Raw genomic sequence first — 24,046 nt, forward strand, 5'->3', positions numbered from 1 at the left:
CAAATCACCCGAGCGAGCCCTCCATCTCGAGCTCGACGAGCCGGTTCAGCTCGACGGCGTACTCGATTGGCAGCTCCTCCGTGATCGGCTCGATGAACCCCGAGACGATCATCTGCTTGGCGTCGTCGTCGTCAAGCCCGCGCGACTGGAGGTAGAAGATGTCCTCGTCGCCGATCTTGCCGACGGTCGCCTCGTGGGCGACGTCGACCTTCGACTCGTTGATCTCCATGTACGGCATCGTGTCCGACGTCGACTCGTTGTCGAACATCAGCGCGTCGCACTCCACGGCCGTCGAGGAGTTCTCCGCGCCGTCCGCGATGTGGACGAGGCCGCGGTAGTTCGTGCGGCCGCCATCTTTCGCGATCGACTTCGACTCGACGGTGGACTTGGTGTCCGGCGCGTTGTGGTACACCTTCGCGCCGGTGTCGATGTCCTGGCCCTCGCCCGCGAAGGCGATGGTGATGTGGTTGTCGGAGGCNCCTTCGCGCCGGTGTCGATGTCCTGGCCCTCGCCCGCGAAGGCGATGGTGATGTGGTTGTCGGAGGCGCCGCGGCCCTTCAGGATCGTCGAGGGGTACAGCATCGTCGCCTTCGAGCCCATCGACCCCGAAATCCACTCCATGCGCCCGCCCTTCTCGGCGATGGCGCGCTTCGTGTTCAGGTTGTACGTGTTCTTCGACCAGTTCTGGACGGTCGAGTACTGAACGTGCGCGTCCTCGTCGACGAAGACTTCGACACCACCACAGTGAAGATTGAACTTCGAGTACTTCGGGGCGGAACAGCCCTCGATGTAGTGAACCTCCGAGCCTTCTTCGGCGATGATGAGCGTGTGCTCGAACTGGCCCATCCCCTCGGAGTTCATCCGGAAGTACGCCTGGACCGGCATGTCGACCGTAGTGTTCTCGGGGACGTAGACGAACGAACCGCCGGACCAGATGGCACCGTGAAGCGCCGCGAACTTGTTGTCGCTCGGGGGGACGCAGTTCGTCATGAAGTGCTCGCGGACGAGCTCCTCGTGCTCTTGGACGGCCTCGTCCATGTTACAGAAGATGACGCCCTTCTCCTCCCACCGCTCTTGCATGTTCTGGTAGACGACCTCCGATTCGTACTGCGCGCCGACGCCCGAGAGCGCGTTCTTCTCGGCCTCCGGAATGCCCAGCTTGTCGAAGGTGTCCTTGATGTCGTCCGGGAGCTCCGTCCAGTCGTCGACGCCGGCGCGGACGTCGACGTCCGGCCGAATGTAGGGAATGATCTCGTCGACGTCGACCTCCGAGAGGTCCGGCTGGCCGGGCCAGTCGGTCGGCATCGGCATCTCCTGGAACTGCTCGAGCGCGCGCAGGCGGCGCTCCAGCATCCACTCCGGTTCGTCTTTATCCTCCGAGATGACGCGGACCGTCTCCTCGGTGAGGCCCTTCTCGCTTTTGAACGCGGAGTTCTCCTCCTTCTTGAACTCGAATCGGGCCTCGGTGTTCGTCTCCTTGAGATCGTCTTGTTGTGAACTCATCAACGTATTCTTCAGAGACTACGAATATAAGTGTGATGCGCTAAAACACACATTTGTAACCTATACAGGTTTCTTTAACGAAAGAGAATAACTCTACGAGGTTTAATTTGGTTTCTCTAATTGATAGAATTTACTATGTGGCAAGAGGGCTACTCCGCACGAACGGGATCACCGTCACTCTGTAGCGAGAACGACTCGACAGCACGCGATCGCCGCTTCGATGTGACGGTCAGCGACGGTGTCGTCCGTTTCGTCGGCCGACTCGAGCAGTGTGGCAACTTGGCGAACCCGTTTCCGTCTGGTTTGCGCGTCAAGATCGTCACTGGTGGCATCGCGGGCGACGGCTTCGGCCTCTCCGAGCCATCGGTTCGTCGCTGGCGGTACCGGGCGATCTGCGGTCGCAATTAAGTGGGTCGCCAGCGCGTCGACCGCAGCCCGCGGCTCGGTTGGGACGTCGAATTCGTCGGTCATGGTTAATGTATCGGCACCCACTGTGAAGAACTGTTGCGCCAAGCCACACTCGGGGTGCTCGCGAACGACTCCAGCCGAGCACGACTCCTCGGTAGCCAGTGGCACCGTCAACCGAACCGAGTGGCCAGCAGTAACCGCCGCGGCGACACGCTCCTCGATCGGTCTCGGGCCGAAGCGTCCGATAGTTCTCGAATTCGCCGTTCAGCTGAATAGACGTTTATGAAGAAATATCGGGATAGATGATAGAATATTGTACTATATTCCGGAGTACGACCGTATAGATAATGATAATCGTCTATACTGTCGAAAATCGTTAAATGGCGTCCGCTCGAAGGGTGAGGCGAACACAACTGCCCTCCGCAAACGGGCGAGGCCTCCCACACATGTCCGCCGAAATCGACACCGACTCCACCGACGCCACCGATGCTGCCGACGCCGCCGATCCGACCGCGACCGCAGGGTCCGACGGTTCGACTGCGGCCGCGGAGCCCGCAGAGAGCTTCGCCGCGGACGGCGACCGCGTCGGCTCCGTCTTCGATCGTGTGCTCGTCGTCACCGGCGACGACGAGGCCGGCCGCGCCGCGGTCGACGCGGGACTGGACGTCGCCGCCGCCCACGGCGCGACGGTCGACGCGCTGTACGTCGTCGACACGGCCGAGGGCTGGGACATGGTCGTCGAGCGCCGCGAACGCACCGGCGAGGCGCTCGTCGAGGACGCCGCGGCCCGCGGCGAGGCGGTCGGCGTCGACGTGGCGGAGCGGTTCCGGTACGGCACGCCCCACGAGGAGGTCCTCGACTTCGCCGACGCCCACGACGTGGACCTGATCGTGGTCGGCTCGGCCCGCCGCACGGGCCTCGACCGGCTCGTCCACCCCGAGACGGTTCCCACCCGGGTCCAGCGGGGCGCGTCCGCGCCCGTGCTGGTCGTCGGCGCCGACGACTGACCGCCTTTCACTCGCCGCCGCGCGTGTCGCTGCTAGCGGCCGCGAGACGACCGGTTAAGTGGGTCGAACCCCAACGATCGGTGTGACTGACGTAGGCATCGTCGGCGCGGGCGCGGGGGCGGCCGCGGCGGCGTTCGTGGTCGACGGCACCGTACCCGACGCGGACGTGACCGTGCTGGAGAAGTCCGGCGGGCTCTGCGGGCGAGCCGCGACTCGCCGCCACGACGACCTCACGTACGACTACGGGGCGAACTACCTGAAGAGCGACGACGACCGCGTCGTCGAACTGATAACCGAGACGCTCGACGACGAGGGGCTCGTCGACGTGACGGACCCGGTGTACACCTTCGAGGCCGACGGGGCGGTGTCCCCCGGCCGCGACGCCGACGAACACAAGTGGAGCTACCGGCGGGGCCTCACCCAGATCGCCAAGCGCCTGTTCAGCCGCACCGACGCGACCGTCCACCGACGGACCCGCGTCGAGACGGTTCGACGGGTCGAGCCCGAGAATACATGGGAACTCGACGACGCCGACGGCGCCACCCACGGCCCGTTCGACGTCCTTCTCCTAAATCCGCCGGCCCCGCAGACGGCCGAGCTGCTCCGGACCGCCGAGTGGGACGACCCGCTCCGCGAGACGCTCGTCGAGGCGGTCGGCGCGGTCGAGTACCGCAGCGTCTGGACCGCGGTCCTCCGCTACCCGTTCGCGCTCGACGTCCCCTACTACGCGCTCGTCAACACCGACAAGGAGCACGCGGTCGGCTGGATCTCCCGCGAGGAGTGTAAGGCCGGCCACGTCCCGGACGGCGAGACGCTGCTCGTCGTCCAGGCGAACGACGCGTGGTCCGACGCGAAGTACGACGACGACCCGGCGGAGAACGTCGCCGCGCTCGCCGACCACGTCGCCGAGATCGTCGGCGACGAGCGGCTGGCCGACCCCGCCTGGACCGACCATCAGGGGTGGCGCTACGCGCTGCCCGAGGGCGGCGTCGACCGCGGGCCGGTCGATTCGGCGCGCGACGCGGGGCTGTACCTGCTCGGCGACTGGGTCGCCGGCGAGGGGCGGCTCCACGCCGCGATCGCGAACGGGCTCGACGTCGGCGAGCGCGTCGCGTACGGTATTTGAAAACAGGGGGCGCCGCCGCGGTCGACCGCGGCGTCGCTGCCGGGGGAACGAGTCTTTTCTGAAAGAGCGATTCGAGAGCGGACCGATCCGCGGCCGGAGCGCTTAGTTCGTCGTGATGCGGTACTCGACGGTCCCCAGACCGGGGAGCGTGAGCGTCTGGACGCGCCCGCTGCGCCGGCGCAGAGTCCGAAGGACCGACCGCGAGAGGACGGCGAGCGCGACGGTGCCGGTCAGCAGCGCGACGGTCGCGACGGGGTACGCGAGCGCGACGAACGGTGCGAGGATGAGCGCGAGGAACGCGAGCGTTCCCAGCGGCGAGCGACTGCCCGGCGGCGACTCGGAGCCGATCGGCCGGTGCGCCTCCGCCGAGGTGATGGAACCTTGGTACATATCTCACCGTACGCGCTCCGCCGACTAAAACATTTCACTTCTCAAATATGTTTTGAGAAACGGTACCACGGACCATGTACGTAAAACAACTGAAACGGTTGTTCATGCGGTGTAAGCTGTACCATGCTACTCATTAGTACACCTCTCAAAAATCTGTGAGTTAATATCGGTGACGGCGTCGAAGCCCCGGTCGCAGGGAGTCGCCCGCCGCGGACCGCGCTCGCGCCCCCGGAGTCGAATCCGCTCACCCGGGCGGAGGGGGACGGTCCCGAGACGCGGCCCGGCGGTGCTTTTATTTCGCTTCGACTCTTCTCGTAGATACGGACAGATACACACGATGACACTCGACACTCCCACCACCGACCCAACGGTCGTCGTTTCGGCGCCGGAGCGCAGACGCGTGGTCGCCGGCCTCGCCGACGGCACCGTCGAGACGGTCGCGGATCTGCGTGTTCGCGGGCGGGCCGACGAGATCGCCGCCGAGCTCCGCGAGACGCACCTTCCGGCCTTAGAGGAGGCCGGCTACATCGAGTGGGACCGCGAGGCCGGCACCATCAGGCCCGGCCCGAACTTCGAGGAGGCCGCGGGCCACGTCGACGACCTCCCGATGCCGGACGTCGAGCCCTCGGACGACTGACCGGCGCGGTCGACCGACCGTCGCGGCCGGCCGAGCGGACGCGGCCCGGAGGCCGATCATCGCGGACGCGGCCCGGGACGTTTATCCCCGGGCGCGGGCGACACCCGACAGCCATGGCCGAGCCGATCCTGAAGTGGGCCGGCGGGAAGCGGCAGCTGCTCGACGAGCTGTACGCCCGGTTCCCGTCGGCGTTCGGCCGGTACCACGAGCCGTTCGTCGGCGGCGGGGCCGTCTTCTTCGACCTCGAACCCGCCCGCGCGACGGTCAACGACGCCAACCCGCGGCTCGTGAACTTCTACGAGCAGGTCCGCGACCGCCCCGACGAGCTGCTCTCGCGGCTGGCCGCGTTCGACGATCCCGAGAGCGATCCCGACCCGGACCTCCCGTACGCCGAGGAGACGGCGCGCGGTCGGGACGTGGAGGCCTACTACTACCAGCAGCGCGCGCGGTTCAACCGCCGGCCGTACGAGGGGGAGTTCGACCCGCTGGAGGAGGCCGCCCTCCTCCTCTACCTCAACCGGACCTGCTACAACGGGCTCTACCGCGAGAACGCGGACGGCGGGTTCAACGTCCCGATCGGTCGGTACGCCGACCCCGACTGGGTCCAGCGCGACCGGGTCCGTCGGGCGAGCGACCTGCTCGCCGACGCGGAGGTCCGCAACGAGGACTTCGCGTACGTCCTCGACGCCGCCGAGCCCGGCGACCTCGTCTACTTCGACCCGCCCTACGAGCCGATGAGCGCGACCGCGAGCTTCAACGAGTACAGCGCCGCCGGGTTCGACCGCGAGGACCAGCGCCGGCTGCTCGACGTCGCCGGCGAGCTCGACGACGCCGGGGTGTGGGTCGTGCTCTCGAACAGCGGCGTGATGTACGACGCATACGCCGAGGCGGGCTTCCGCGTCGACCGCGAGGGCGCGACCCGCGCGATCAACAGCGACGCCGACAACCGCGACGCGGTCGACGAGATCGTCGCGACGAACGTCCCGCCGGCCGAGCGCCGTGAGGTCGGTCAGCGGGAACTGTCCGGATACTGAGTCGGCCACGATCGGGGCAGCCGGGCGGCACGTGCCGCGGTCGCCGCCGTCGGTTTCCGGTCGCGGACCGCGGCGATGGGGCGGGCTTTTTGACCTCCCCCGCCGAGTGGTCGGGTATGACCGATCTCGACATCGACCTCGTCCTCGTGCCCGTCGACGGCAGCGAGGAGTCGCACGAGGCGGTCGATTACGCCATCGCGGTCGCGAGCGAGTACGGCGCGAGCGTCCACGCGCTGTACGTCCTCGACGAGGAGGTCGTCCGCGCCATCGACCACGGCGTGGTCGACGAGAGCGAGGTTGCGGACGACTCCGAGGCGTTCACCGACTCCGTCGCGCGCCGCGCGGAGGCCGCCGGAGTCCCCCACAGCAACTCCATCGCCTACGGCTTCTCCACGTCGGTGAAGACGGTTCACCCCGGGAGCGTCGTCCTCGACACGGCCGAGGAGCTTGAGTCCGACTTCATCGTCGTCCCGCGCGAGCCGGTCTCCGGCGACCCCGGCGAGGTGTTGGGGAAGGCCGCGGAGTACGTCCTCCTGTACGCGAGCCAACCCGTTCTGTCGGTCTGATGGTCGGCGGCCTCCTCCCGGCGGGCACGACGCTTCCTCCCCTCCCCCACCTCCTCGTCGTCCTGCTCGCGACCGGCGCGGTCGTCGCCGCGCTCCGGCGCCGGCGACCGCGGGTGACCGCCCGCCGCGTGCTCGCGCTCGCCCCGTGGATGGCGCTCGGCTCCGCGGCCCACGTCCTCTACGTCGTCGACGCGCTCCCGTCCTCGCTCGCGCCGTTCGCCGGCTCGCCGACCGTCTACCTCACGGTGGGGACGCTCGCCGGCGCGGCGTGGCTCGCCGCCGACGCCGCGCGCCCGGACCGCGTCGCGGCGACGCTCGCGGCCGCCGGCGTCCTCCTGCTCGTCCCCGTCGTCGCCCTCGCGGTCGCTACCGGCCTCTCGCCGATCGGCGCGCGCTGGTCGGCGGTCGCGCTCGCGCTCGCGATTCCGATCGCGGCCGCCGCCTGGGTCGGCCTGACTCGCTTCCGGCCCGAGGCCGCGGTCACCGGTTCCGTCGGCGCCCTCGCGGTGTTCGGGCACGCGCTCGACGGGGTCTCAACCGCGGTGGGGACCACCCAGCTCGGATTCGGCGAGCGCACGCCGCTCTCGCGGATCCTGCTGGAGATCGGCGGACTGCCGTCGCTCCCGGTGATCGGCGAGGGGGGGCTGTTCCTCCTCGTGAAGCTCGCCGTCGCGAGCGCGGTCGTGTGGCTGTTCGCGGCCTACGTCCGCGAGGAGCCGGCGGAGGGGTACCTCCTCCTCGGCTTCGTCGCGGCGATGGGGCTCGGCCCGGCCGCGCACAACCTGCTGCTGTTCTCCGTGGCGGCGTGAGGAGGGAGCCCGAGCGGCGCGTTCCCGGTCGCCTCACAGGACCGCCAGCGCGAACGCGACCGTGACGCCGGCGAGCAGGACGGCCTGGACGAACGCGCTGGCGAGCGCGCCGACCACCGCGTAGGCCGCCCGTCGAGCGGCCTCGCGCGTGTCGCCGTCGCGTTCGTTCAGCGCGGCGAGAAAGACGGTGCCGCCAAGTCCGACGACGAGCCCGATCGGGCCGAGCGGGATCAGGAGGGCGATTCCCACCAGCGTCCCGACGACGACGGTCCGGGTCGACGCGCCGCCGAGCTTCCCGGAGACCATCCCCGACGCGACGTCCGCGGCGGAGGCCAGCAGCGAGACGACGACGAGCGCGACCACCACGGCGGGGCTCGGTGCCGCGAACCCGGTGGTGTACGCGTAGCCGACGACGGTCAGCGCCGCGAGGACGCCGCCCGGCACCAGCGGGACGAACGAGCTGGCCGTCCAGACGACGAGCAGCGCGATCGCCAGTCCGGCCGCGAGAGTCACCATACGGAACGGACGCTACGTGCGCTGAAAACACTTCACCACGGTCGACCCGACGGGAGCGGGTCCGCCGACCCCGCTCAGTCTTCTTCTTCGACGACTTCCGGGTCCTCGATGGCCGACTGGAGGGAGTCGAGCCCGTTGACCCACTCGGAGACGAGGCCGTACTCGAGGTCCTCGACGAGCTCGATGTCGAGCGCCTCGCCGTCGATGACGCGCGTGCCGGCCTGGACGACGTAGCCGAGCGCGGCGTCGAGGTCGTCGCCCTCCTCGGCCTCGGCGGCCGCGCGCACGAACTCGCTCACGTCGCCGTCGACGACGCCGCCGACGACGTACTCCTCGGCCGCGTAGAAGACGGGGACCAGCGAGGTCTGGACGCCGTCGATCAGCATCACCTTGTCCTCGTCGTCGAACTCGACGTCTGCGAGGACGATCTCGCGGATGTCGCGGACCTCCTCGACGGCGCGCTCCTCGTCGATGCGGTCCTCGTCGAACGCGGCGAGCACCTTCACCACGGCGATGGCGGCGTCGTCCTGGAGGTTCAAGAGGAGCCGCGCGGAGTCCTCGTTCTCGGGGTCGAGTTCCTCTTCGGCCAGCCTGTCGAGCCAGTTCTGCCAGCGTTCGTCGGTATAGAACGTTTCAACGGCGTCGTCGTCGGTCATGTCCCGTACGTCGCCCGGACTACTCAAATGCCTTTCCTATCGATCGCCGCCCGAGATAGCGTCTCACGCGTGAGAATCCCGGAATCAGACCTCTCGTTCGAGCGTCGCCTCGGTGTCGATTCCGTACACCGCGCGGGGGGTCTCGACGTGCGCCCGCCGGACCGCCTCGTCGTGTTCCCCCTCCAACAGCCAGCGCACCCGCCGCGGGACGGTCTTCGGTCCGAGCACCATCCCCGGTCGTTCCGGGTCGTCGACGAAGTCCGTCTCCATCAGGAACGGCTCGCCGGCCTCGGCCGCGCGCTCCAGCCGCTCCTTGTCGCTCATCACGCTCGGGGTGACGCCCGCCAGCTCGCCTGCCGCGTAGTGTTTGACGACGCGCGAGGGGTCGAGGCCGACATCCTCGGCGACCGCGGCGAGGTCGGTCAGGTCCTCGGTGGCCTCGGTGTGGAGCTGGACCGCGCAGTCGACGTCGGCGCCCAGCTCGAACGCGCGCCGCGTCACCGCGTTCGACGCGTCCCAGACCGCGTCGCTCACGTCGTAGTGGGGCCGCCCGGACTTCAGCGCGAGCGCGTCCCCGTCGGCGACGTACTCGCTCGCGACCTCCAGCCCGCCGCGCATGAGGTCGCGGGCCTCGTCGGGCGAGAAGTCGCGCTCGTCGACGAGCCGACTGATCAGCCCCGGATGAACGCCCAGGACGGGCCACGCGCGACCCGGGAGCGCGTCCGTCGCGGCCGCGACGGTCTCCAGCGTCTCCTCGAAGACGGCCCGGAAGTCGGCCGGCTCGTCCGGCTCGACGCCGAGCAGCCACGAGGGCTTGTTCACCACGAGCAGGTGGGTGCCGCCGAGCCGCGCGAACTCCTCGACGGCCTCGATCCCGCGGCCGTGCCGCGGGTCGAGGTGGAGGTGGTTGTCCAGCACCGGCGTGCCGAGGTCCTCTGTCATGCGAGATGGTTCGGCCGCGCGCGATTAGAAGGATCGGTCCGTGGCGGTCGGCGCGGTCGGCGACCGCGGGAGGCTCGTCGCGGCGCGCCGGGGCGCGGTTCAGTCGGCGCGGTTCAGTCGGCGCGGTTCAGTCGGCGCGGTTCGCCGCAAACTCTGTGTCGGTCCCTGGGACGGTCACGTCGGCGAGGCCGGATTCGATCTCCTCGCGTCGGTCCTCGAACCGCCCGGGCAACACCAGCCGGTCCCCGAGCGCGTCGAGGGGCTCGTCGCTCGCGTACCCCGGGTCGGCGGTGGCGAGCTCGAAGAGGACGCCCGCGAACTCCCGGAAGTAGACGGACCGGAACCAGTGGCGGTCGATCTGTTCGGTCGGGCGGAGGCCCATCGACGCGACCGCGTCGCGCATCCCGGACTGGTCGGCGTCCGTCGGCGTCTGGAACGCGACGTGGTGGACCGTGCCGCGCCCCGAGCTTCCCTGCCGATCAGTTTCGACGACGTCCACGTACTTCCCCACGGCGCCGCCCGCGGCGAAGCGAGTCCGGTCGTTGCCGGTCGCGGCGTCGGCCGCGGACTCGGTCTCGGCCAGCCCCATCGTTTCGAGGAGCCGCTCGGTCCGCTTGGCGTCGTCGAGCCACAGCGTCACGGAGTGGAAGCCGCGGATCGCGGCCGACTCGGGGACGTGCGCGGTCCACGCGGTCGTCGGGTCGTCGTCCGGGATCTCGACTTCGACCAGCTCGACCGGGAGCCCGTCGGGGTCGCGGAAGGGGAGGACCGTCTCGCCGAAGCGCTCCTCGCGGGCGTCGTAGTCGACGCCGCGCTCGTCGAACCGCCCCTCCCAGTAGTCGAGGCTCCCCTCGGGCACGCGGAACGCGGTGCGGGAGACCTGCCCGGCGCCGACCTCGCCCTCCGGCAGGTCCGTCCACGGGAAGAACGTCATGCTCGTGCCGGGCGTGCCCTCGGCGTCCCCGTAGAAGAAGTGGTACGTCCCGGGGTCGTCCTGGTTGATCGAGCGCTTCACGAGGCGGAGCCCGAGCGTCTCGACCCAGAAGTCGAGGTTGCGCTGCGGGTCGCCCGCGACGCAGGTGACGTGGTGGATTCCCGGGGTGGGAGTCGGGCCGTCCTCGGTTCCGGCGCCTGCGGAGTCGGATTCGTCTGTCATACTTCCAGATACGCTCCGGAGGGACTTGAATCGGTGCGGACACGGGTGTTACCGGGTCGAGTACGAGCCCACGACGATGGCCGAGGGCGGGATTCGATCGATACCTGAACTCCGATTGGCTGCGACATCATTTATAAACGAAGTTCGGTGGCGCGTGCCGACGAGCGCCCGTCAGGGCGCGAGTCGCACGCGCGAGGGACGCGGTGAGCGCTCGAAGAGCGCGAACCGCGAGGCTGGGGAGGCGTGAGGTGCGGTGCTGTGCGGGGCGGGGTGGGGCTCAAAGGGGCAGTCGCGAGGGCGGCGTAGGCGACGCAAGCACCGCAGCGAAGGAGCGTCAGCGACTGAGCGAGGGGCGCAGCGAGCGTACGCCGCCCTCGCGACTGGGGCTTTGGAGGCGGTCACCGCAGAGCGAGAGATCACGTACAGCCGAGCGGCTGGGGCTTTGGAGGCGGTCACCGCAGAGCGAGAGATCACGTACAGCCGAGCGGCTGGGGCTTTGGAGGTGTGTTCCAACGGTTCGTGGTCGAGTATTTATAAACGAGCGGCTGGGGCTTCGGCGGTGTTCGCCGCCGCTCCGCAAGCAACTATTTATAAGCGAGCGACTGGGGATTTGGAGGCCTACTCCCGGCCCGTCCTCTTTTATAAATATCGTCGGAGTTCCTCCACGATACGACCGGAATGCGGCCGCCCGCGTGTACTTCATCGGATCGAATCAACTGATCAGCGAGCTCGCGTCATGGCCCGTTCGATCCGCTCCCTGAGCATCTCCAGCTGGTCGCCGACCGCACCAACGGCCGCGAGAACCGGATACGTGACGTCGAGGTCTTGGTAGCAGTACCCCGGCAGGTCGAGCTCGTCGCCGAGCGCGAGCCGGCGCTCGTGGTCTGCGAGCACGCGCTGGCGGCGGGCCGCGATCCGGTCGCAGTCGTCGCGAAGGACCCCGATCCGGGTCCGGCAGGCGTCGAGCGCGCCGAACCCGGCGGCCGCCGAGTCGTCTCCTTCACCGCCGATCTCCGCTTCGATCGCCCCGATCTCTGTCCGGATCGGTTCGAGGCGGGACCCGGCGCGCTCGACCGACTCGATCTCCGACTCCACGGCGTCGAGGAACGCCTCGCGCTCCTGAACGGCGGTCTCGACCGCGCACAGCAACGAGCGCTTGTACTCCTCGTGGAAGCAGTCCGTGCGGGTGAGCACGTAGGCGAGCTCGGGACCGAACTCCTCGGCGACGCTCCGCTCGTAGGTGTCGTCGTACTCCGCCTCGTAGTGCGGGACCGACATCACCGTGGCGCGGTACGCGTCCCGCACCGCGACGAGCCGAGACCCGGGCGGCGCCGCACCGTCGGCTCCCCCGGTCGCTCCCCCGATCGCGCCGCGGACGCCGGCCGGTCCGCCCGCGCCGGCGAATCCTCCGCCCGCGCCCGGGTCCGTCGGGTCGACGCGCCCGCTCTCGTTCGGGATCGAGGAGACCCGGCCGCGAAACGCTCGGAACGCCTCCCGCTCGTCGACGACTCGACGCCGCTCGACCCGGAGCTTCGCCCGCGCCGCCCGGATCGGGTCGCTCCCCTCGTCCGCGTGAGTCGCTGCCATACGTCGCGGCACGTCGAGGCCCCTCGTAAGCGCTTATATGAGTGGTATCGCGGAGGGCAGAGACGTCCGGGCCGCTCCGGAGCGGTATATACTCCCCTCGCCGTCCCCGCCGGCTGCGGCCGCGGTCGCTCGTACCGGTCCCGGGGGGCAGCGATTTTACCGCTCCGACGCCGACAGTCGGTATGGAGAAGGTGTCCCTCGCCGAGGCGTTCGACTCGTTCGACGAGACGTGGTCGCCGCGGCTCGCGGGCGAGCTCAACGGGCAGGCGGTGAAGGTCGCGAAGGCGGACGGGGAGTTCGTCTGGCACAGCCACGCGGAGGCCGACGAGCTGTTCCTCGTCAACGCGGGTCGACTCCGGATCGAGTTCCGCGACGAGGCGGACGCGGTGCTGGAGGCGGGCGAGTTCACGATCGTTCCGCGCGGGACCGAACACCGGCCCGTCGCCGAGCCCGAGGCCGAAATCGTCCTCTTCGAGCCGAGCGAGACGCGCAACACGGGCGACGTCGAGACCGACGAGACGGTGACCGACTTGAAGAGCCTCGACTGACCCTCACGCCACCGCGGCCCGCGCCAGCGACCCGAACAGCGGCAGCCCCAGCCCCGCGCCGACCGTGACGTAGACGACCGGGAACATGTCCGACGCCGCCCCGGCCGCCGGCCCGAGCGAGAGCGCGAACGCGGCGAGACAGGCCACGCCGGCGCCGAAGGCGTACCCCGCCCCCCGACGCAGGGTCGGCGCCGGAAGCGAGGCGAGCGCGCCCGCGGCGATCAGCCCGAGCCAGTGGAGCGACGCGAGCCCGACGCCGGCGGCGAGCGCGGCGACCACCGCGACCGCGTGCGGTCCCGGCTCGGTCCTGACGCGGTCGCGGAGCGCGGTCGACTCCGAAGGCACGTTCGACTCCGAATTCCCGGGCGACTCCGACGCGTCGCTCATCGGGACCCCTCCGTTGACGGCTCGAACCGGACCACCGGGTCGCTCCCGCCCCCGAGCGGCATCGGCCGCTGGTCGTTGTCGAGCCAGCGCCGGAGCTGGTCGTCGTAGTGCGCCGAGAAGTAGTCGCCGGAGTTGCCGCCCGGCAGGACCGCGGTCGCGTCCGTCCCCGGCCGCACGGCCATCCGCCAGCTCGACCCGATCGCGGACTCGACGCGGTAGTTCTTCACCGTCGCGGGCGAGCCGTCCGCGGGCAGCTCCTCGTAGTTCAGGAACGGCGCCTCGCCGCCCAGCGGGTGCGCCATCGCGCGGGTGGTGTTGTAGTCGCCGTACCGGTCCCAGTCCTCCGAGCCGGCCGCCCCGATCTCATCCAGCGCGTCTTGGAGGGCCGCGACCGCGAGGTCGCCCCGCGAGCGCCCGTCGAAGAGCGGGTCGTCGTCGGGGAGCCGCGCGAGCGTCCGGTCGTTCGGGTAGTACGACTCGCCGAGGTCGGCGTCCGAGAACGCGGGCCCGAAGACGCGCTCGCGGAATTTCGGGAGGTAGCGGGCGAAGATCAGCGCGGCGCGCGAGTCGCGTTCCATCCGGTAGTCCCAGTCGTCGAGGTCGTTGGCGGCGTCGATGACAGCGGGCCTGAAGCCGTGCCGGTCGCGGACCGCCTCGACCAGCTCGGGGACGAGTTCGGCCGCGCGGCCGTCGCGCACGTCGTTTTGGAGCGCGCGGTGGAAGTCGGGGTCGGTCGGTCCCTCCCCGCCGGCATCGGCGTCGTCGCCCCCGCCGGCCTCGGCGTCGCCGCCCCCGCCGATCGCGTCGTCGAGCCGGTCGGCGATCCGCGCCCCGCGGTACGGCGTCGCGTAGTCGACGCCGACGTAGTGGACCGGGTCGTCGATCGGGCGCTGGTTGGCCGTCGAGAGGGCGTCGGGATCGATCGCGTGCGGCTTCTCCTCGAAGGGGACGAACCCCTCCCACGAGGACTCGCCGAACGGCTCGAACCCCCGCCACTCCCCCTCGCCCGCGGAGCCGTCGAAGATCCGGTCGCCGTCGACGACCTCGCCGTCGATACGCCGGATCGGCAGCCGACCGGTCGCGAAGTAAAGCGTCCGGCCGTCCGCGTCGGCGTAGACGAGGTTCTGCGTCGGCAGGTCGAAGTCGCGCGTCGCCGCCAGCAGGTCGTCGATCCCCTCGCTGCGCCCGTACGCCTCGATGGCGGCCGTGGTCCGCGTCGCGGTGTGGCCCGTCCACGCGACGCCGACCGTCCGTCCCTCGCGCTCGATCAGGGGACCGTGAACGGTGCGGCGCACGCGGAGCTCGCGGTCCTCGCCGCCGGCGACCGGGATCGTCTCGCGCTCGTCGGTCTCGAAGTCGCGCCACTCGCCCTCGTAGCGGTAGCGGTCGCCCGCGTCGTCGATCTCGTACCGGTAGCAGTCGAGGACGTCGGCGCCGAGGTTTGTGAACGACCACGCGCCGCGGTCGTTCGCGCCGGCGATGACGAACGGGACGCCGGAGAACGTCGCGCCCCGCACCGACCGCTCGGGGGTGTCGACCGACTGCTCGTACCACAGCGGCGGCGCCTGGAGGGAGAGGTGCGGGTCGTACGCGAGTATCGGCGTCCCGCTCGCGGTGTGCTCGCCGGAGACGACCCAGCTGTTCGAGCCGACGCCCGTCGGCGACTCGAAGCCCGAGAGCCAGTCGGTCAGGGCGGCGTCGATGGGGTCAGCGGCGTCGATGGGGTCAGCGGCGTCGACGGAGTCGGCGGTGTCGACGGGGTCGGTCGACCCGTTCGAGACGGGTTCGCCTGGGGCCAGTTCGCCGCTTCTCGAGTCTCCGAGCCGCGTCTCCGTCCCGTCGAGGATCGGGTAGTCGTGGTCGTACCGCGTCGGAAACAGCGTCTCCGCGCGGTCCGCGCCGAGGCGGTCGGCGACGAGCGCGCGTCGCAGTTCGCTGAAGCTCCCCGTGAGCGTCCACGAGATCTGCTTTTCCATCAACATCGAGTCGACGGGGGTCCACGGCTCGGGCTCGTAGCCGATCAGCTCGAACTCCAGCGGGAGCGGCAGGTCGTCCATCGCCGCGTTGACGCCGTCGGCGAACGCCTCCACGAGGGGGCCGGCGCGCGTCTCGGCGACGACCTCCCAGGTCGCTTCCGCGGCGTCGGCGAACCCCATCGCGACGTTGAACTCGTCGCTGCCGAGCGTCGCCTCGCCGATCACCGCCGAGAGACGGCCGCGCATGACGCGGCGCTGGAGGTCCATCGCGAACAGCCGGTCGAACGCCTGGCAGTAGCCGACCGCGAAGTACGCCGCGGGCTCGGCGTCCGCCTCGACCTGCGGGACGCCGAACTCGTCGCGGGCGACGGTCGCGGGCCCGTGCGGGCTCTCGACGGTCTCGGGGAGCGAGCGGTCGGCCGCGTCCCACGCCCGGCCCGACAGCGGGGCGAACGAGTCGAGGAGGTCGGCCGCGTCGCTCGCCGCCAGCCCGGCTGTCCCAGCGGCGAGGACGCTCGCGAGGACCGCGCGGCGCGTGGTGTCGCGTGTCACCTCCCGACCGAGGCCCCGATACCTCATTATAATTTGGATTAGACCGGGGGCGGGAAACGTACATCCGTCGCCCGACCGAAAGCCGGGTCGATGGAGGTCGCGCTGATCACGGTCGGGGACGAACTGCTCTCGGGCGACACGGTGAACACCAACGCCAACTGGCTCGCCGCGGAGCTGAGCGAGCGCGGCGTCGCCGTGGCGCGGATCCTCTCGATCCCAGACGACAGGGCCGAGATCGCGGCGCGCGTCCGTGAGTACGCCGCCGACTTCGACGCCGTGATCGTCACGGGCGGGATCGGCAGCACCCCGGACGACGTGACGATGGAGGGGGTCGCTGACGCGTTCGACCGCGAGATGGCCCCGACCGAGCTCACGCGCGAATCGGTCGAGCGCCGGCTGGCCGCGATCCGCGAGCGCGTGCCCGACCGCGAGTTCGACGTCGACGTCGCGGCGGAGGCGTCGGTCCCCGAGGGGAGCCGCCCGCTGGTGACCGAAGCGGGGCTCGCGCCGGGCTGCGTCGTCGAGAACGCGTACGTCATGCCCGGGATCCCGGACGAGCTGAAGGCGACGTTCGAGACGGTCGCCGACGAGTTCGCGGGCGACCGGCGCTCGCGGTTCCTCTACACCGTCGAGCCGGAGTCGAACATCATCCCCGCGCTGAAGGAGGCGATGGACCGTTTCGACGTCGCCGTCGGCTGTTACCCCGACCGCGAGGCCGACCACAACCGGCTGAAGGTGACCGCGACCGACGACGACGCGCTCGACGACGCCGCGGCGTGGCTGCTGGAGAACGTCGACGCGAGCGAGACGCCGGTGTCGCGCGATTGGTGAGGGCCGGCTCGCGAGACGAGGAGAGCGACTACCACGAGCTCCCTCGGGCCGTCCGCGACGACGCCGAGGTCTGTGACTACTGTTCGAGCGCGTTCGGCGTCGCGGACGCCGTCGCCGACGCCGGGCTGGCTACTCTCGCGGAGCACGACGGTCACTCGAGCATCCGCTCGCTGGTCGACGGAGACTACGAGATCATCACGTTCCGAGCGGGGACGGGTCTTACCGGTCGCCCGCGGGAGCGCCACCGCGGCCCCGCGGGAGCCGTGGGTCGCGTTCAGTACCGCGAGAAGTTGTCGTCCGGGTAGACGTACCCGTCGTCGAGGTCGACGACGTCCAGCGTCGCCAGCCGACGCAGCCGCGAAGTCGCGTCGTCCTCGTCGATTCCCAGTTCGACCGCCCGCGCGAGCACCCGATCGCGGGTCGGAACCGACTCGACCAGCCCGTCGTCGTCTAAGACCATCTCCTCGGCGACGATGGCCTTCAGGACCGCGCCGTGTTGGCGCTTCGAGGGGGTCCGGTCGGCGCCGGTCCACTCGATCGAGAGCGATCCGTCGTCGTTGACGTGCGAGACGACGAACCCGTCGGGGAGCGTCTCCGTCAGCGTGGCGACGAGCGCCGCCCGATCGAGCCGCGCCGTGAACCGATACCGGTGCCCGTCGCCCGACCGCCCCGTCACCTCGACGTTCGCCCCGTCCTGCTCGACGGCGTCGGTCACCGCCGCCGCCAGTCGCTTCCCGACGTTCGCGGCTATCCGGTCGCGCTTTTTCCCGGCCCTGGCCGCCTCTCTCGCCGACGCCTCGTAGGCTTTCATGCGTTCGTGTAGCGGCGTGTCGTCCATGCCCCCTCACTCGGTGCCACCGAATTACCTCTTGTGTTGAGCGACCGGCCGATGGAGTGACCCGCGCCGTCGACGACCGGAACAGCGCCGACCGCTCCGACCGCTCGCGGTTCGGCTCTTTCGAAGCCAGCGGGCGACCGTACGGGTTGGCGAGAATTCGAACCCGCCGCCCGGCGCTGCGGTACCGGGTGCGCCGGGCGCTCGCGGCGGCTGCTGCCGTTTCGACGTCCTCCCCGTCACGCAATTTCACCGAGACCCGGAGGGCCTTAGAAAACATCAGTAAAAATATATTTTTACAAATAGGTTTTTAATGTAGAAGCATCGAGTGCGAGAGTGTCATGTCCAACATGAAAAATATTGATGGATCCGAGAATACGCACGGTGAGCCCGTGATCAGTCGTCGGTCCATGCTCGCGACCGGGGGTACCGTCGTTGCCGGAACGGCTCTCTCCGGGTGTCTCGGCGGCGACGGCGGCGACGGCGGATCGGAATCGACGACGAATATCGCGATCGTCTCCAGTCCCGCCGGGTTCGACGACAACGCGTTCAACGACTTGGCGGTCGACGGGCTCGAAACCGCACAGGAGGAGTACGACATCGAGATCAATCAGGTCGAGGAGACCGAGCAGTCGAACTACCAGTCCACGCAGTCGACCCTCGCCGAGAGCGGCGACTACGACCTCATCGTGCTGGTCTCGTACAACCACACCGAGGCCCTCACGCAGAACGCCGCGGAGTATCCGGACCAGAACTGGATGCTCATCAACGCGCACGTCGACGAGCCCAACGTGGCCGGGTACACGTGGGCCAACCACGAGATGTCCTACCTCGCAGGCGTCCTGGGCGGGACGATGACGACCGAGGAACTCTCTCACGAAGGCAACTCGAACGACCCGAGCAACGCCCACATCGGGTTCGTGGGCGGCGTCGACGGATCGCTCATCAACGCCTTCGAGCGGTCGTACGTCGCCGGCGCGGAGTGGGTCAACTCCGACGTCACCGTCGACGTCGGGTACATCGGCGATTACAGCGACACGGACACCGCTGCCAGCATCGCCTCTTCGCAGTACGACAACGGCGCGGACATCGTCTACCACGCCGCAGCGGCGGCCGGACAGGGCGTCTTCGAGTCTGCCCAAGAGAACGACCGCTTCGCGATCGGCGTCGACGCGGATCAGTCCGTGACCCTCGAAGAGTTCCAAGACGTCATCATCGGCTCCGCGGTCAAGTACATCAACGAGGGAACCCAGGAGGTCGCTTCGGCGGTCGCCGAGGGCGACTTCGAGAGCGTCACGGGCGCGAACACGCTCGGTCTCGACGAGGAGGGCGTCGACCTCGTGATCGGGCAGGCGTTCGAAGGCGAGATGCCCGATGCCGTGTCGCAGAACATTCAGGACGCGAAGGACGGAATCACGAGCGGCGATATCGAGGTTCCGTGTTCCGCGTCCGGCTGTAACTAAGGCCGTCGCGGTCGCTCGTTGGCATTTATGATCACCGTACTACGAAAAGACAATGACAGCTAAGGAGACGCCACCCGCCGTCCGCATGGAGGGTATCACGAAACGGTTCGGCGATGTCGTGGCGAACGACGACGTCGATTTCACCTTGGAGAAGGGGTCGATACACGCGCTCCTCGGTGAGAACGGTTCCGGCAAGACGACGCTGATGAGCGTCCTCTACGGGTTCTACGAAAAGAACGCGGGGACGGTCCACATCGACGGAGAGCCGAAAACGTTCGAATCGCCCCGAGACGCGATGGACGCGGGCGTCGGCATGATCCACCAGCACTTCCAGCTCGTAGAGACGATGACCGTGCTACAGAACATCATTCTAGGCCACGAGCCGAGCGATAACGGGTTCGTCGATACCGCGACCGCCCGGCGGGATATCGAAGATATCTGCTCGCGCTACGACTTCCACGTCGACGAGTTCCTCGACACGAAGATTCGAGATCTCGACCTGGGCGCCCGCCAGCGCGTCGAGATCGTGAAAAGCCTCTATCGCGGCGCGGATATCCTCATCCTCGACGAGCCGACCGCGGTTCTCACTCCACAGGAGATCAGCGATCTGCTCGACCTGATGGGGGAACTCGCGGACGCCGGCCACTCGCTCATATTTATCACGCATAAGCTGGGGGAGGCGCTCGGCGCGGCCGACGAGATCACCGTGCTGCGAGACGGAGCGGCCATCGGGACGGTCGACGACGCTGAGACATCGGAAACGGAACTCGCGCGGATGATGGTCGGGAGAGAGATCCAGTTCGATCGCCCGCCTCGGGAGTCACCGGAAGGCGACGCCGTGCTTGACGTCGAGCAACTCCACGTACGGGGGAGCCGAGGTCTCGAACAGGTCAGCGGCGTCGACCTCACCGTCCGGGAAGGGGAAATCCTCGGAGTCGCCGGCGTTCAGGGGAACGGTCAGACAGAGCTGGTCGAAGCGCTGACCGGGCTCCGCGACGTCGAGTCCGGGTCCGTACGGTTGAACGGCGAGGAGATCACCGACACGAACCGCCGGCAGCGTATCGACGCCGGCATCGCGTACATTCCGGAAGATCGGACGACCGAGGGACTCGTACAGGACTACACTCTCGTTCGGAACGCGCTACTCGGGAACCAGACCGTCGACCCGTTCGTCGACAGCGGGCTGATCGACTGGGAGACCGTCCACGACCACGCCGGCGACATCATCCGGGAGTACGACGTACAGCCTCCGAACGAACGCTCCGAGGCGAAGTCGCTGTCGGGCGGGAACCAGCAGAAGTTCATCGTCGGGCGGGAGATCGAACACGATCCGGACGTTATGATCGCGTCCCACCCGACGCGAGGGGTCGACATCGGTTCGATCGAGTTCATCCACGATCGGCTACTGGAACTGCGTGAGGCGGGGATGGCGATCCTCGTCGTCTCCTCGAAGCTCGACGAGATTCGGAAGCTCTCCGATCGGATCGTGGTGATGTACGAGGGCGAATTCGCGGGGGCGGTCGACCCGGTGGAAACGACCGAAGAGGAGCTCGGGATGCTGATGGCCGGCCACGACGCCGGCACCGACGACGGCGACAGCGAACCCAGCGGTGGTGTTCACTCGTGAGCCGCCTGTCGGGACGTCTCCGCGACGTCGTCGATCGGGCGGCGGGACGGATGCTGCGCGCCTCGGTCGTCGAGCGATTAGCGATCGCGACCGCCTCGACGGCGTTGGCGCTGCTGATCGGCGTTACCATCGTCGCGGCGGCCGGCTACGACCCGGTCCAGTTTCTTGTCAGCCTGATCAACGGAGCGGTCGGCGGAGAGTCGGCTATCGCACGAACGCTGCGGTTCTCGACGCTGTTCATCCTGACCGGCGTCGCGGTCGCGGTCGCGTTCCGAGCCGGTGTGTTCAATATCGGCGTCCAAGGGCAGTTCGTCGTTGGCGGCATCGCGACCGTCATGTCGATCATCTGGACGGCGCCGCTGTTACCGGAAGGGACCGTCGGCGGCGCCGGACTGATTCTGATCGGCTTCGTTGCGGGAACGTTCGCGGGCGGCGTGTACGGTGCGTTACCCGGCGCGCTGAAGGCGTACGCGGACGCGAACGTGATAATCACCACCATCATGCTGAACTTCATCGCGACCGGCGTCGTCGGGTGGTTGGTCCAGAACCCGTTTCGCGGTGAAGGGAACGCGGCACCGAACACGGAGCGGATTCCGGAGTACGTCTCCTTTCCCAGTGTCGTGTTCGACAGTTCCGGATTCTCGGTCGTCGGGTTAGCCATCGCGCTCGCGACCGTCGCGGTCATCTACATCGTGATGGAACGCAGCCGATTCGGGTACGACATGGTAACGAGCGGCCACCAAGAATCGGCGGCGACGTACTCGGGCGTCAGCGCCAAGCGGACGGTCGTTCTGACGATGACCCTCTCCGGGATGGTGGCGGGAATCGCCGGGGCGGTCTTCGCAGTTATGATTCAGGGGTACTACACCGACCCGAGCGGCATCGGGACGTACGGGTTCGACGCGATCGCTGTGAGTCTGCTCGCCGCGAACAATCCGCTCGGCATCGTTCCGGCCGGCTTGCTGTTCGGTGGTCTCGAGTCCGCCGGATCGCACATCGGGATCTACACCGACGTTCCCGTACAGCTCATCGACGGCGTCATCGGACTCGTCATTCTCTTCGTCGCCGTGCCGGAGCTGTTCCGCATGGCTGCCGTGCGGACCGGTCTCGGGGGTGACCGGTGATGAGCTTCGCCGAATACGCCAAGAGAAACAGCCTCGGAATCGCGGGTATCGCCGTTCTCGTCGCTGGAGCGGCGATAGCAGCCGTGGCGATGGACCTGCCGTTCTGGGAAATCGTTACGATCGGATTCGTGGAGCGCTCGCTCCAGGCTGCGACCCCGATCGCCCTCACGGCGATCGGCGGGCTGTACGCGGAGAAAAGCGGCGTCTTCAACATCGGCGTCGAGGGGTTCATGATCTTCGGGGCAGCGACCGCGGCGACGATGATGTGGATCATCAGCGGAGGATCCCCCGGCCAGAGCGACGTCTGGCTGGCGATCCTCGCTTCGGTACTGGTCAGTCTGGTGTTAGCCGTCCTGTTTGCCGTCCTGCTGATCAGGTACGAAGCAGATCAGATCGTCGCGGGGCTGGCGCTCTGGTTCATCGGTCTCGGATTCGGTCCGTTCATGGCGGTCCTAGTCTGGGAGAGCCGAAACAGCCCGAGCCTCGAGAGCATCAACGACCTGACCGTGCCGGTGCTCGCGGATATTCCGGTGCTCGGTCCGATCTTCTTCGACACGTCGCCGCTGGTGATGGTCACCGCCGTCTTGGCCGTCGCTGCGTGGAAGTTCCTCAACGATACGAAATACGGGTATTGGATCCAGGCGGCCGGCGAGAATCCGGAAGCGCTCGACACCGCCGGCATCGACGTCACGCGTGTTCGGTACGCCGCGGTGATATTCTCGGGCGTGATGGCCGGCTTGGGCGGTGCGGTGTTGCTCGCGCAAGCGGGATCGTTCACCGGGACCGGCGAGACGATGGTCGGCGGCCGCGGCTGGATCGGCATCGTCGCCTACCTGTTCGGGAACTACAACCCCATCGGGGCAGCCGTCGCGGCACTCGTGTTCGGCGGACTGGATATGCTCCAGATCCAGTTACAGACGGTCGGTATCAACGTTCCAAACCGACTCGTCAACCTGTTCCCGTACGCCGGCGTGATTCTCGTGCTCACCGTCTGGGGCTCCACACAGACGCCCTCTGCGGTCGGTGAGCCGTACGAAAGCGAGGAGTAACACCTTCGTCGCTTTACTCGTCCGGCGATTTTACGTTGTCGTAACCGCTGGCCGTGATGGACCCGAACACGCCGACCTGTTATGGTCGAAAGTAGATTCACTCCCCAAATCGCATAAGCTGACGAGGGTTGTCTCCTTCAAGAACGACCGGGGAACGTATGGGTTGGGGCGGATTCGAACCGCCGGCCTGCCCGCCGTCGTGCGGTTTCACACGCACTCCGGCGCAGCACCGCAGGAGTGTGAATCCGGCTACCCATACTCTCCCAAGCCACCATCGGGGGGTTCGTATCCACCATGTCCGAATCCCGAACTCAGATGGCTCCGGAACGCGCGATCGAACGATTCCTCACCGACAAGAAGCCCGAGTGGGCTGAGTCGACCCACTACAACAACGCCTCGTCGCTTGGGATATTCCGCGACTTCTGCGAGGAGATTGACCTCGACAACATCTGCGATATAGACGGCTTTCACATCTCCGACTTCAAGCAGCACCGCCGAGAGGAAGGTGGGGTCAATGAAATGACGCTCTACAACGACCTTTGCTCACTCCGTAGCTTCCTCAAGTGGTGTAACTCGATGGGACTGATCGACTCGTGGGTTGTCGAGAACATGGTCCTCAACGACCCCGACGAGAAGGTCCGCTCGGAGAAGATTGACCCCGAGACGGCGAACCAGATTCTCGAATACTTGGACGACTTTGAGTACGCCACGACTCGACACGCCCTCTTTGCTCTCCTGTGGGACACGGGAATGCGTCTCGGAAACGCTCGGTCGTTAGACGTTGACGACTACTATCCCGAAGAGAAATACATTGAGGTGTCTCATGATCCCGACGAAGGTACTCCGCAGAAAAACAAGGCACCGGCCGAACGAGAAGTAAATCTCCACGATTGGGTGTGCGAAATTCTCGATGATTATCTGCGGATGAACCACATCGAAGTGGAGGACGACTACGGTCGAAATCCTCTCTTCGCCTCAAAGCATGGTCGCATGGCGAAGTCTAATCTCCGGACCCACATCCGCCGACTGACCCGTCCGTGTCACTACACCGGAGAGTGTCCCCACGATCGAGAACAGTCCGAGTGTGTCGCTGTCCAAGAGTACAACAAGGCAGCGCAATGTCCTGGATCTCACAAGCCCCACGCGATGCGACGAGGGGCTATCACCCATTGGCTCAATGAGGGACACCGGAAGGAGCTAATCAGCGACCGGATGAACGTCAGCATCCCAACGCTGGACAAACACTACGACGCTCGGACTGAATCTGAGAAGCGAGACTTGCGGCGAGAGATGTTCGATATGGAATAGTCTCACCGT

23 protein-coding genes and 2 pseudogenes are annotated in these 24,046 nt (G+C 67.8%); 14 read left to right on the plus strand and 11 right to left on the minus strand.

Going from position 1 to position 24,046, the window contains the following annotated elements; translation table 11 throughout:
* Positions 1-4 precede the first annotated feature (4 nt).
* Together sufB and C470_RS13565 are read right to left on the minus strand one after the other, a co-directional pair.
* Positions 5-1,503: pseudogene (gene sufB, locus C470_RS13560) on the minus strand (Fe-S cluster assembly protein SufB).
* Positions 1,504-1,677: 174 nt separating this feature from the next.
* Positions 1,678-1,974: a hypothetical protein gene (locus C470_RS13565; protein WP_049908748.1), complete on the minus strand. Its 297-nt coding sequence runs from the start codon at positions 1,972-1,974 to the stop codon at positions 1,678-1,680.
* Between the two features lie 383 nt (positions 1,975-2,357).
* Here C470_RS13565 and C470_RS13570 point away from each other — a divergent pair, with 383 nt between their 5' ends.
* Positions 2,358-2,918: a universal stress protein gene (locus C470_RS13570; protein WP_008367937.1), complete on the plus strand. Its 561-nt coding sequence runs from the start codon at positions 2,358-2,360 to the stop codon at positions 2,916-2,918.
* 82 nt (positions 2,919-3,000) lie between these two features.
* Positions 3,001-4,044, plus strand: a complete 1,044-nt coding sequence (locus C470_RS13575) for an NAD(P)/FAD-dependent oxidoreductase (RefSeq protein ID WP_008367939.1) — start codon at positions 3,001-3,003, stop codon at positions 4,042-4,044.
* Positions 4,045-4,146: 102 nt separating this feature from the next.
* Here the strand turns inward: C470_RS13575 and C470_RS13580 are convergent, their stop codons facing one another.
* The gene (locus C470_RS13580; RefSeq protein ID WP_004595213.1) at positions 4,147-4,434 is read right to left on the minus strand and encodes a hypothetical protein; all 288 of its coding nucleotides are present in this window, start codon (positions 4,432-4,434) and stop codon (positions 4,147-4,149) included.
* Between the two features lie 337 nt (positions 4,435-4,771).
* Here C470_RS13580 and C470_RS13585 point away from each other — a divergent pair, with 337 nt between their 5' ends.
* The 4 genes from C470_RS13585 (at position 4,772) to C470_RS13600 (ending at position 7,480) form a co-directional block, all read left to right on the plus strand.
* A complete protein-coding gene (locus C470_RS13585; protein ID WP_007997051.1) occupies positions 4,772-5,071 on the plus strand; it encodes a DUF7344 domain-containing protein in 300 nt (99 codons plus the stop codon).
* A 113-nt stretch (positions 5,072-5,184) separates the two neighbouring features.
* On the plus strand, positions 5,185-6,105 hold the full coding sequence (locus tag C470_RS13590) for a DNA adenine methylase (RefSeq protein WP_008367942.1): 921 nt from the start codon (positions 5,185-5,187) through the stop codon (positions 6,103-6,105).
* 116 nt (positions 6,106-6,221) lie between these two features.
* Positions 6,222-6,671 (plus strand): universal stress protein, encoded by a 450-nt coding sequence (locus C470_RS13595; RefSeq protein WP_004595210.1) that lies wholly within the window; start codon positions 6,222-6,224, stop codon positions 6,669-6,671.
* Positions 6,671-7,480: a DUF63 family protein gene (locus tag C470_RS13600; protein WP_008367944.1), complete on the plus strand. Its 810-nt coding sequence runs from the start codon at positions 6,671-6,673 to the stop codon at positions 7,478-7,480. Before C470_RS13595 ends, C470_RS13600 begins: the two co-directional genes overlap by 1 nt.
* 33 nt (positions 7,481-7,513) lie before the next feature.
* Here C470_RS13600 and C470_RS13605 read toward each other — a convergent pair whose 3' ends face one another.
* The 5 genes from C470_RS13605 to C470_RS13625 form a co-directional block, all read right to left on the minus strand.
* The gene (locus C470_RS13605; RefSeq protein ID WP_008367946.1) at positions 7,514-7,996 is read right to left on the minus strand and encodes a DUF456 family protein; all 483 of its coding nucleotides are present in this window, start codon (positions 7,994-7,996) and stop codon (positions 7,514-7,516) included.
* 74 nt (positions 7,997-8,070) lie between these two features.
* Positions 8,071-8,652, minus strand: a complete 582-nt coding sequence (locus tag C470_RS13610) for a DUF2150 family protein (protein WP_004595207.1) — start codon at positions 8,650-8,652, stop codon at positions 8,071-8,073.
* 84 nt (positions 8,653-8,736) lie between these two features.
* Complete coding sequence (locus C470_RS13615; protein ID WP_007997058.1) at positions 8,737-9,594, minus strand: TatD family hydrolase; 858 nt, start codon at positions 9,592-9,594, stop codon at positions 8,737-8,739.
* Between the two features lie 127 nt (positions 9,595-9,721).
* Positions 9,722-10,750: a ring-cleaving dioxygenase gene (locus tag C470_RS13620; protein WP_008367949.1), complete on the minus strand. Its 1,029-nt coding sequence runs from the start codon at positions 10,748-10,750 to the stop codon at positions 9,722-9,724.
* A 720-nt stretch (positions 10,751-11,470) separates the two neighbouring features.
* Positions 11,471-12,337 (minus strand): DUF7260 family protein, encoded by an 867-nt coding sequence (locus tag C470_RS13625; protein ID WP_008367951.1) that lies wholly within the window; start codon positions 12,335-12,337, stop codon positions 11,471-11,473.
* A 182-nt stretch (positions 12,338-12,519) separates the two neighbouring features.
* On the opposite strand from C470_RS13625, the gene C470_RS13630 reads away from it, so the two are divergent.
* Positions 12,520-12,885, plus strand: coding sequence for a cupin domain-containing protein (locus tag C470_RS13630; protein ID WP_008367952.1), 366 nt, complete (start codon positions 12,520-12,522; stop codon positions 12,883-12,885).
* A 3-nt stretch (positions 12,886-12,888) separates the two neighbouring features.
* Here the strand turns inward: C470_RS13630 and C470_RS13635 are convergent, their stop codons facing one another.
* On the minus strand, positions 12,889-13,272 hold the full coding sequence (locus C470_RS13635; protein WP_008367954.1) for a hypothetical protein: 384 nt from the start codon (positions 13,270-13,272) through the stop codon (positions 12,889-12,891).
* On the minus strand, positions 13,269-15,800 hold the full coding sequence (locus C470_RS13640; protein ID WP_008367956.1) for a penicillin acylase family protein: 2,532 nt from the start codon (positions 15,798-15,800) through the stop codon (positions 13,269-13,271). Before C470_RS13640 ends, C470_RS13635 begins: the two co-directional genes overlap by 4 nt.
* 90 nt (positions 15,801-15,890) lie before the next feature.
* Here C470_RS13640 and C470_RS13645 point away from each other — a divergent pair, with 90 nt between their 5' ends.
* Both C470_RS13645 and C470_RS16485 read left to right on the plus strand, forming a co-directional pair.
* The gene (locus C470_RS13645; protein WP_008367959.1) at positions 15,891-16,631 is read left to right on the plus strand and encodes a competence/damage-inducible protein A; all 741 of its coding nucleotides are present in this window, start codon (positions 15,891-15,893) and stop codon (positions 16,629-16,631) included.
* 14 nt (positions 16,632-16,645) lie between these two features.
* Positions 16,646-16,834, plus strand: a pseudogene (locus C470_RS16485) (hypothetical protein); the annotation flags it as partial.
* Between the two features lie 71 nt (positions 16,835-16,905).
* Here C470_RS16485 and C470_RS13655 read toward each other — a convergent pair.
* Positions 16,906-17,469: a hypothetical protein gene (locus tag C470_RS13655; protein WP_007345925.1), complete on the minus strand. Its 564-nt coding sequence runs from the start codon at positions 17,467-17,469 to the stop codon at positions 16,906-16,908.
* 407 nt (positions 17,470-17,876) lie between these two features.
* Here C470_RS13655 and C470_RS13660 point away from each other — a divergent pair, with 407 nt between their 5' ends.
* From C470_RS13660 to C470_RS13680, 5 genes are all read left to right on the plus strand, one after another.
* A complete protein-coding gene (locus C470_RS13660) occupies positions 17,877-18,929 on the plus strand; it encodes a BMP family lipoprotein (protein WP_007345926.1) in 1,053 nt (350 codons plus the stop codon).
* An 85-nt stretch (positions 18,930-19,014) separates the two neighbouring features.
* Positions 19,015-20,556, plus strand: coding sequence for an ABC transporter ATP-binding protein (locus C470_RS13665; protein WP_008367963.1), 1,542 nt, complete (start codon positions 19,015-19,017; stop codon positions 20,554-20,556).
* A gap of 50 nt (positions 20,557-20,606) precedes the next feature.
* Positions 20,607-21,680, plus strand: a complete 1,074-nt coding sequence (locus tag C470_RS13670; protein ID WP_049908789.1) for an ABC transporter permease subunit — start codon at positions 20,607-20,609, stop codon at positions 21,678-21,680.
* Positions 21,680-22,729, plus strand: a complete 1,050-nt coding sequence (locus C470_RS13675; RefSeq protein WP_007345929.1) for an ABC transporter permease — start codon at positions 21,680-21,682, stop codon at positions 22,727-22,729. The genes C470_RS13670 and C470_RS13675 overlap by 1 nt, the downstream gene beginning before the upstream one ends.
* Before the next feature lie 294 nt (positions 22,730-23,023).
* Positions 23,024-24,037, plus strand: a complete 1,014-nt coding sequence (locus C470_RS13680; protein ID WP_049908750.1) for a tyrosine-type recombinase/integrase — start codon at positions 23,024-23,026, stop codon at positions 24,035-24,037.
* Positions 24,038-24,046: the final 9 nt, after the last annotated feature.

Origin of the sequence: Halorubrum distributum JCM 13561 (genome assembly GCF_000337395.1) — an archaeon.
GTDB classification, from domain to species: Archaea; Halobacteriota; Halobacteria; order Halobacteriales; family Haloferacaceae; genus Halorubrum; species Halorubrum distributum.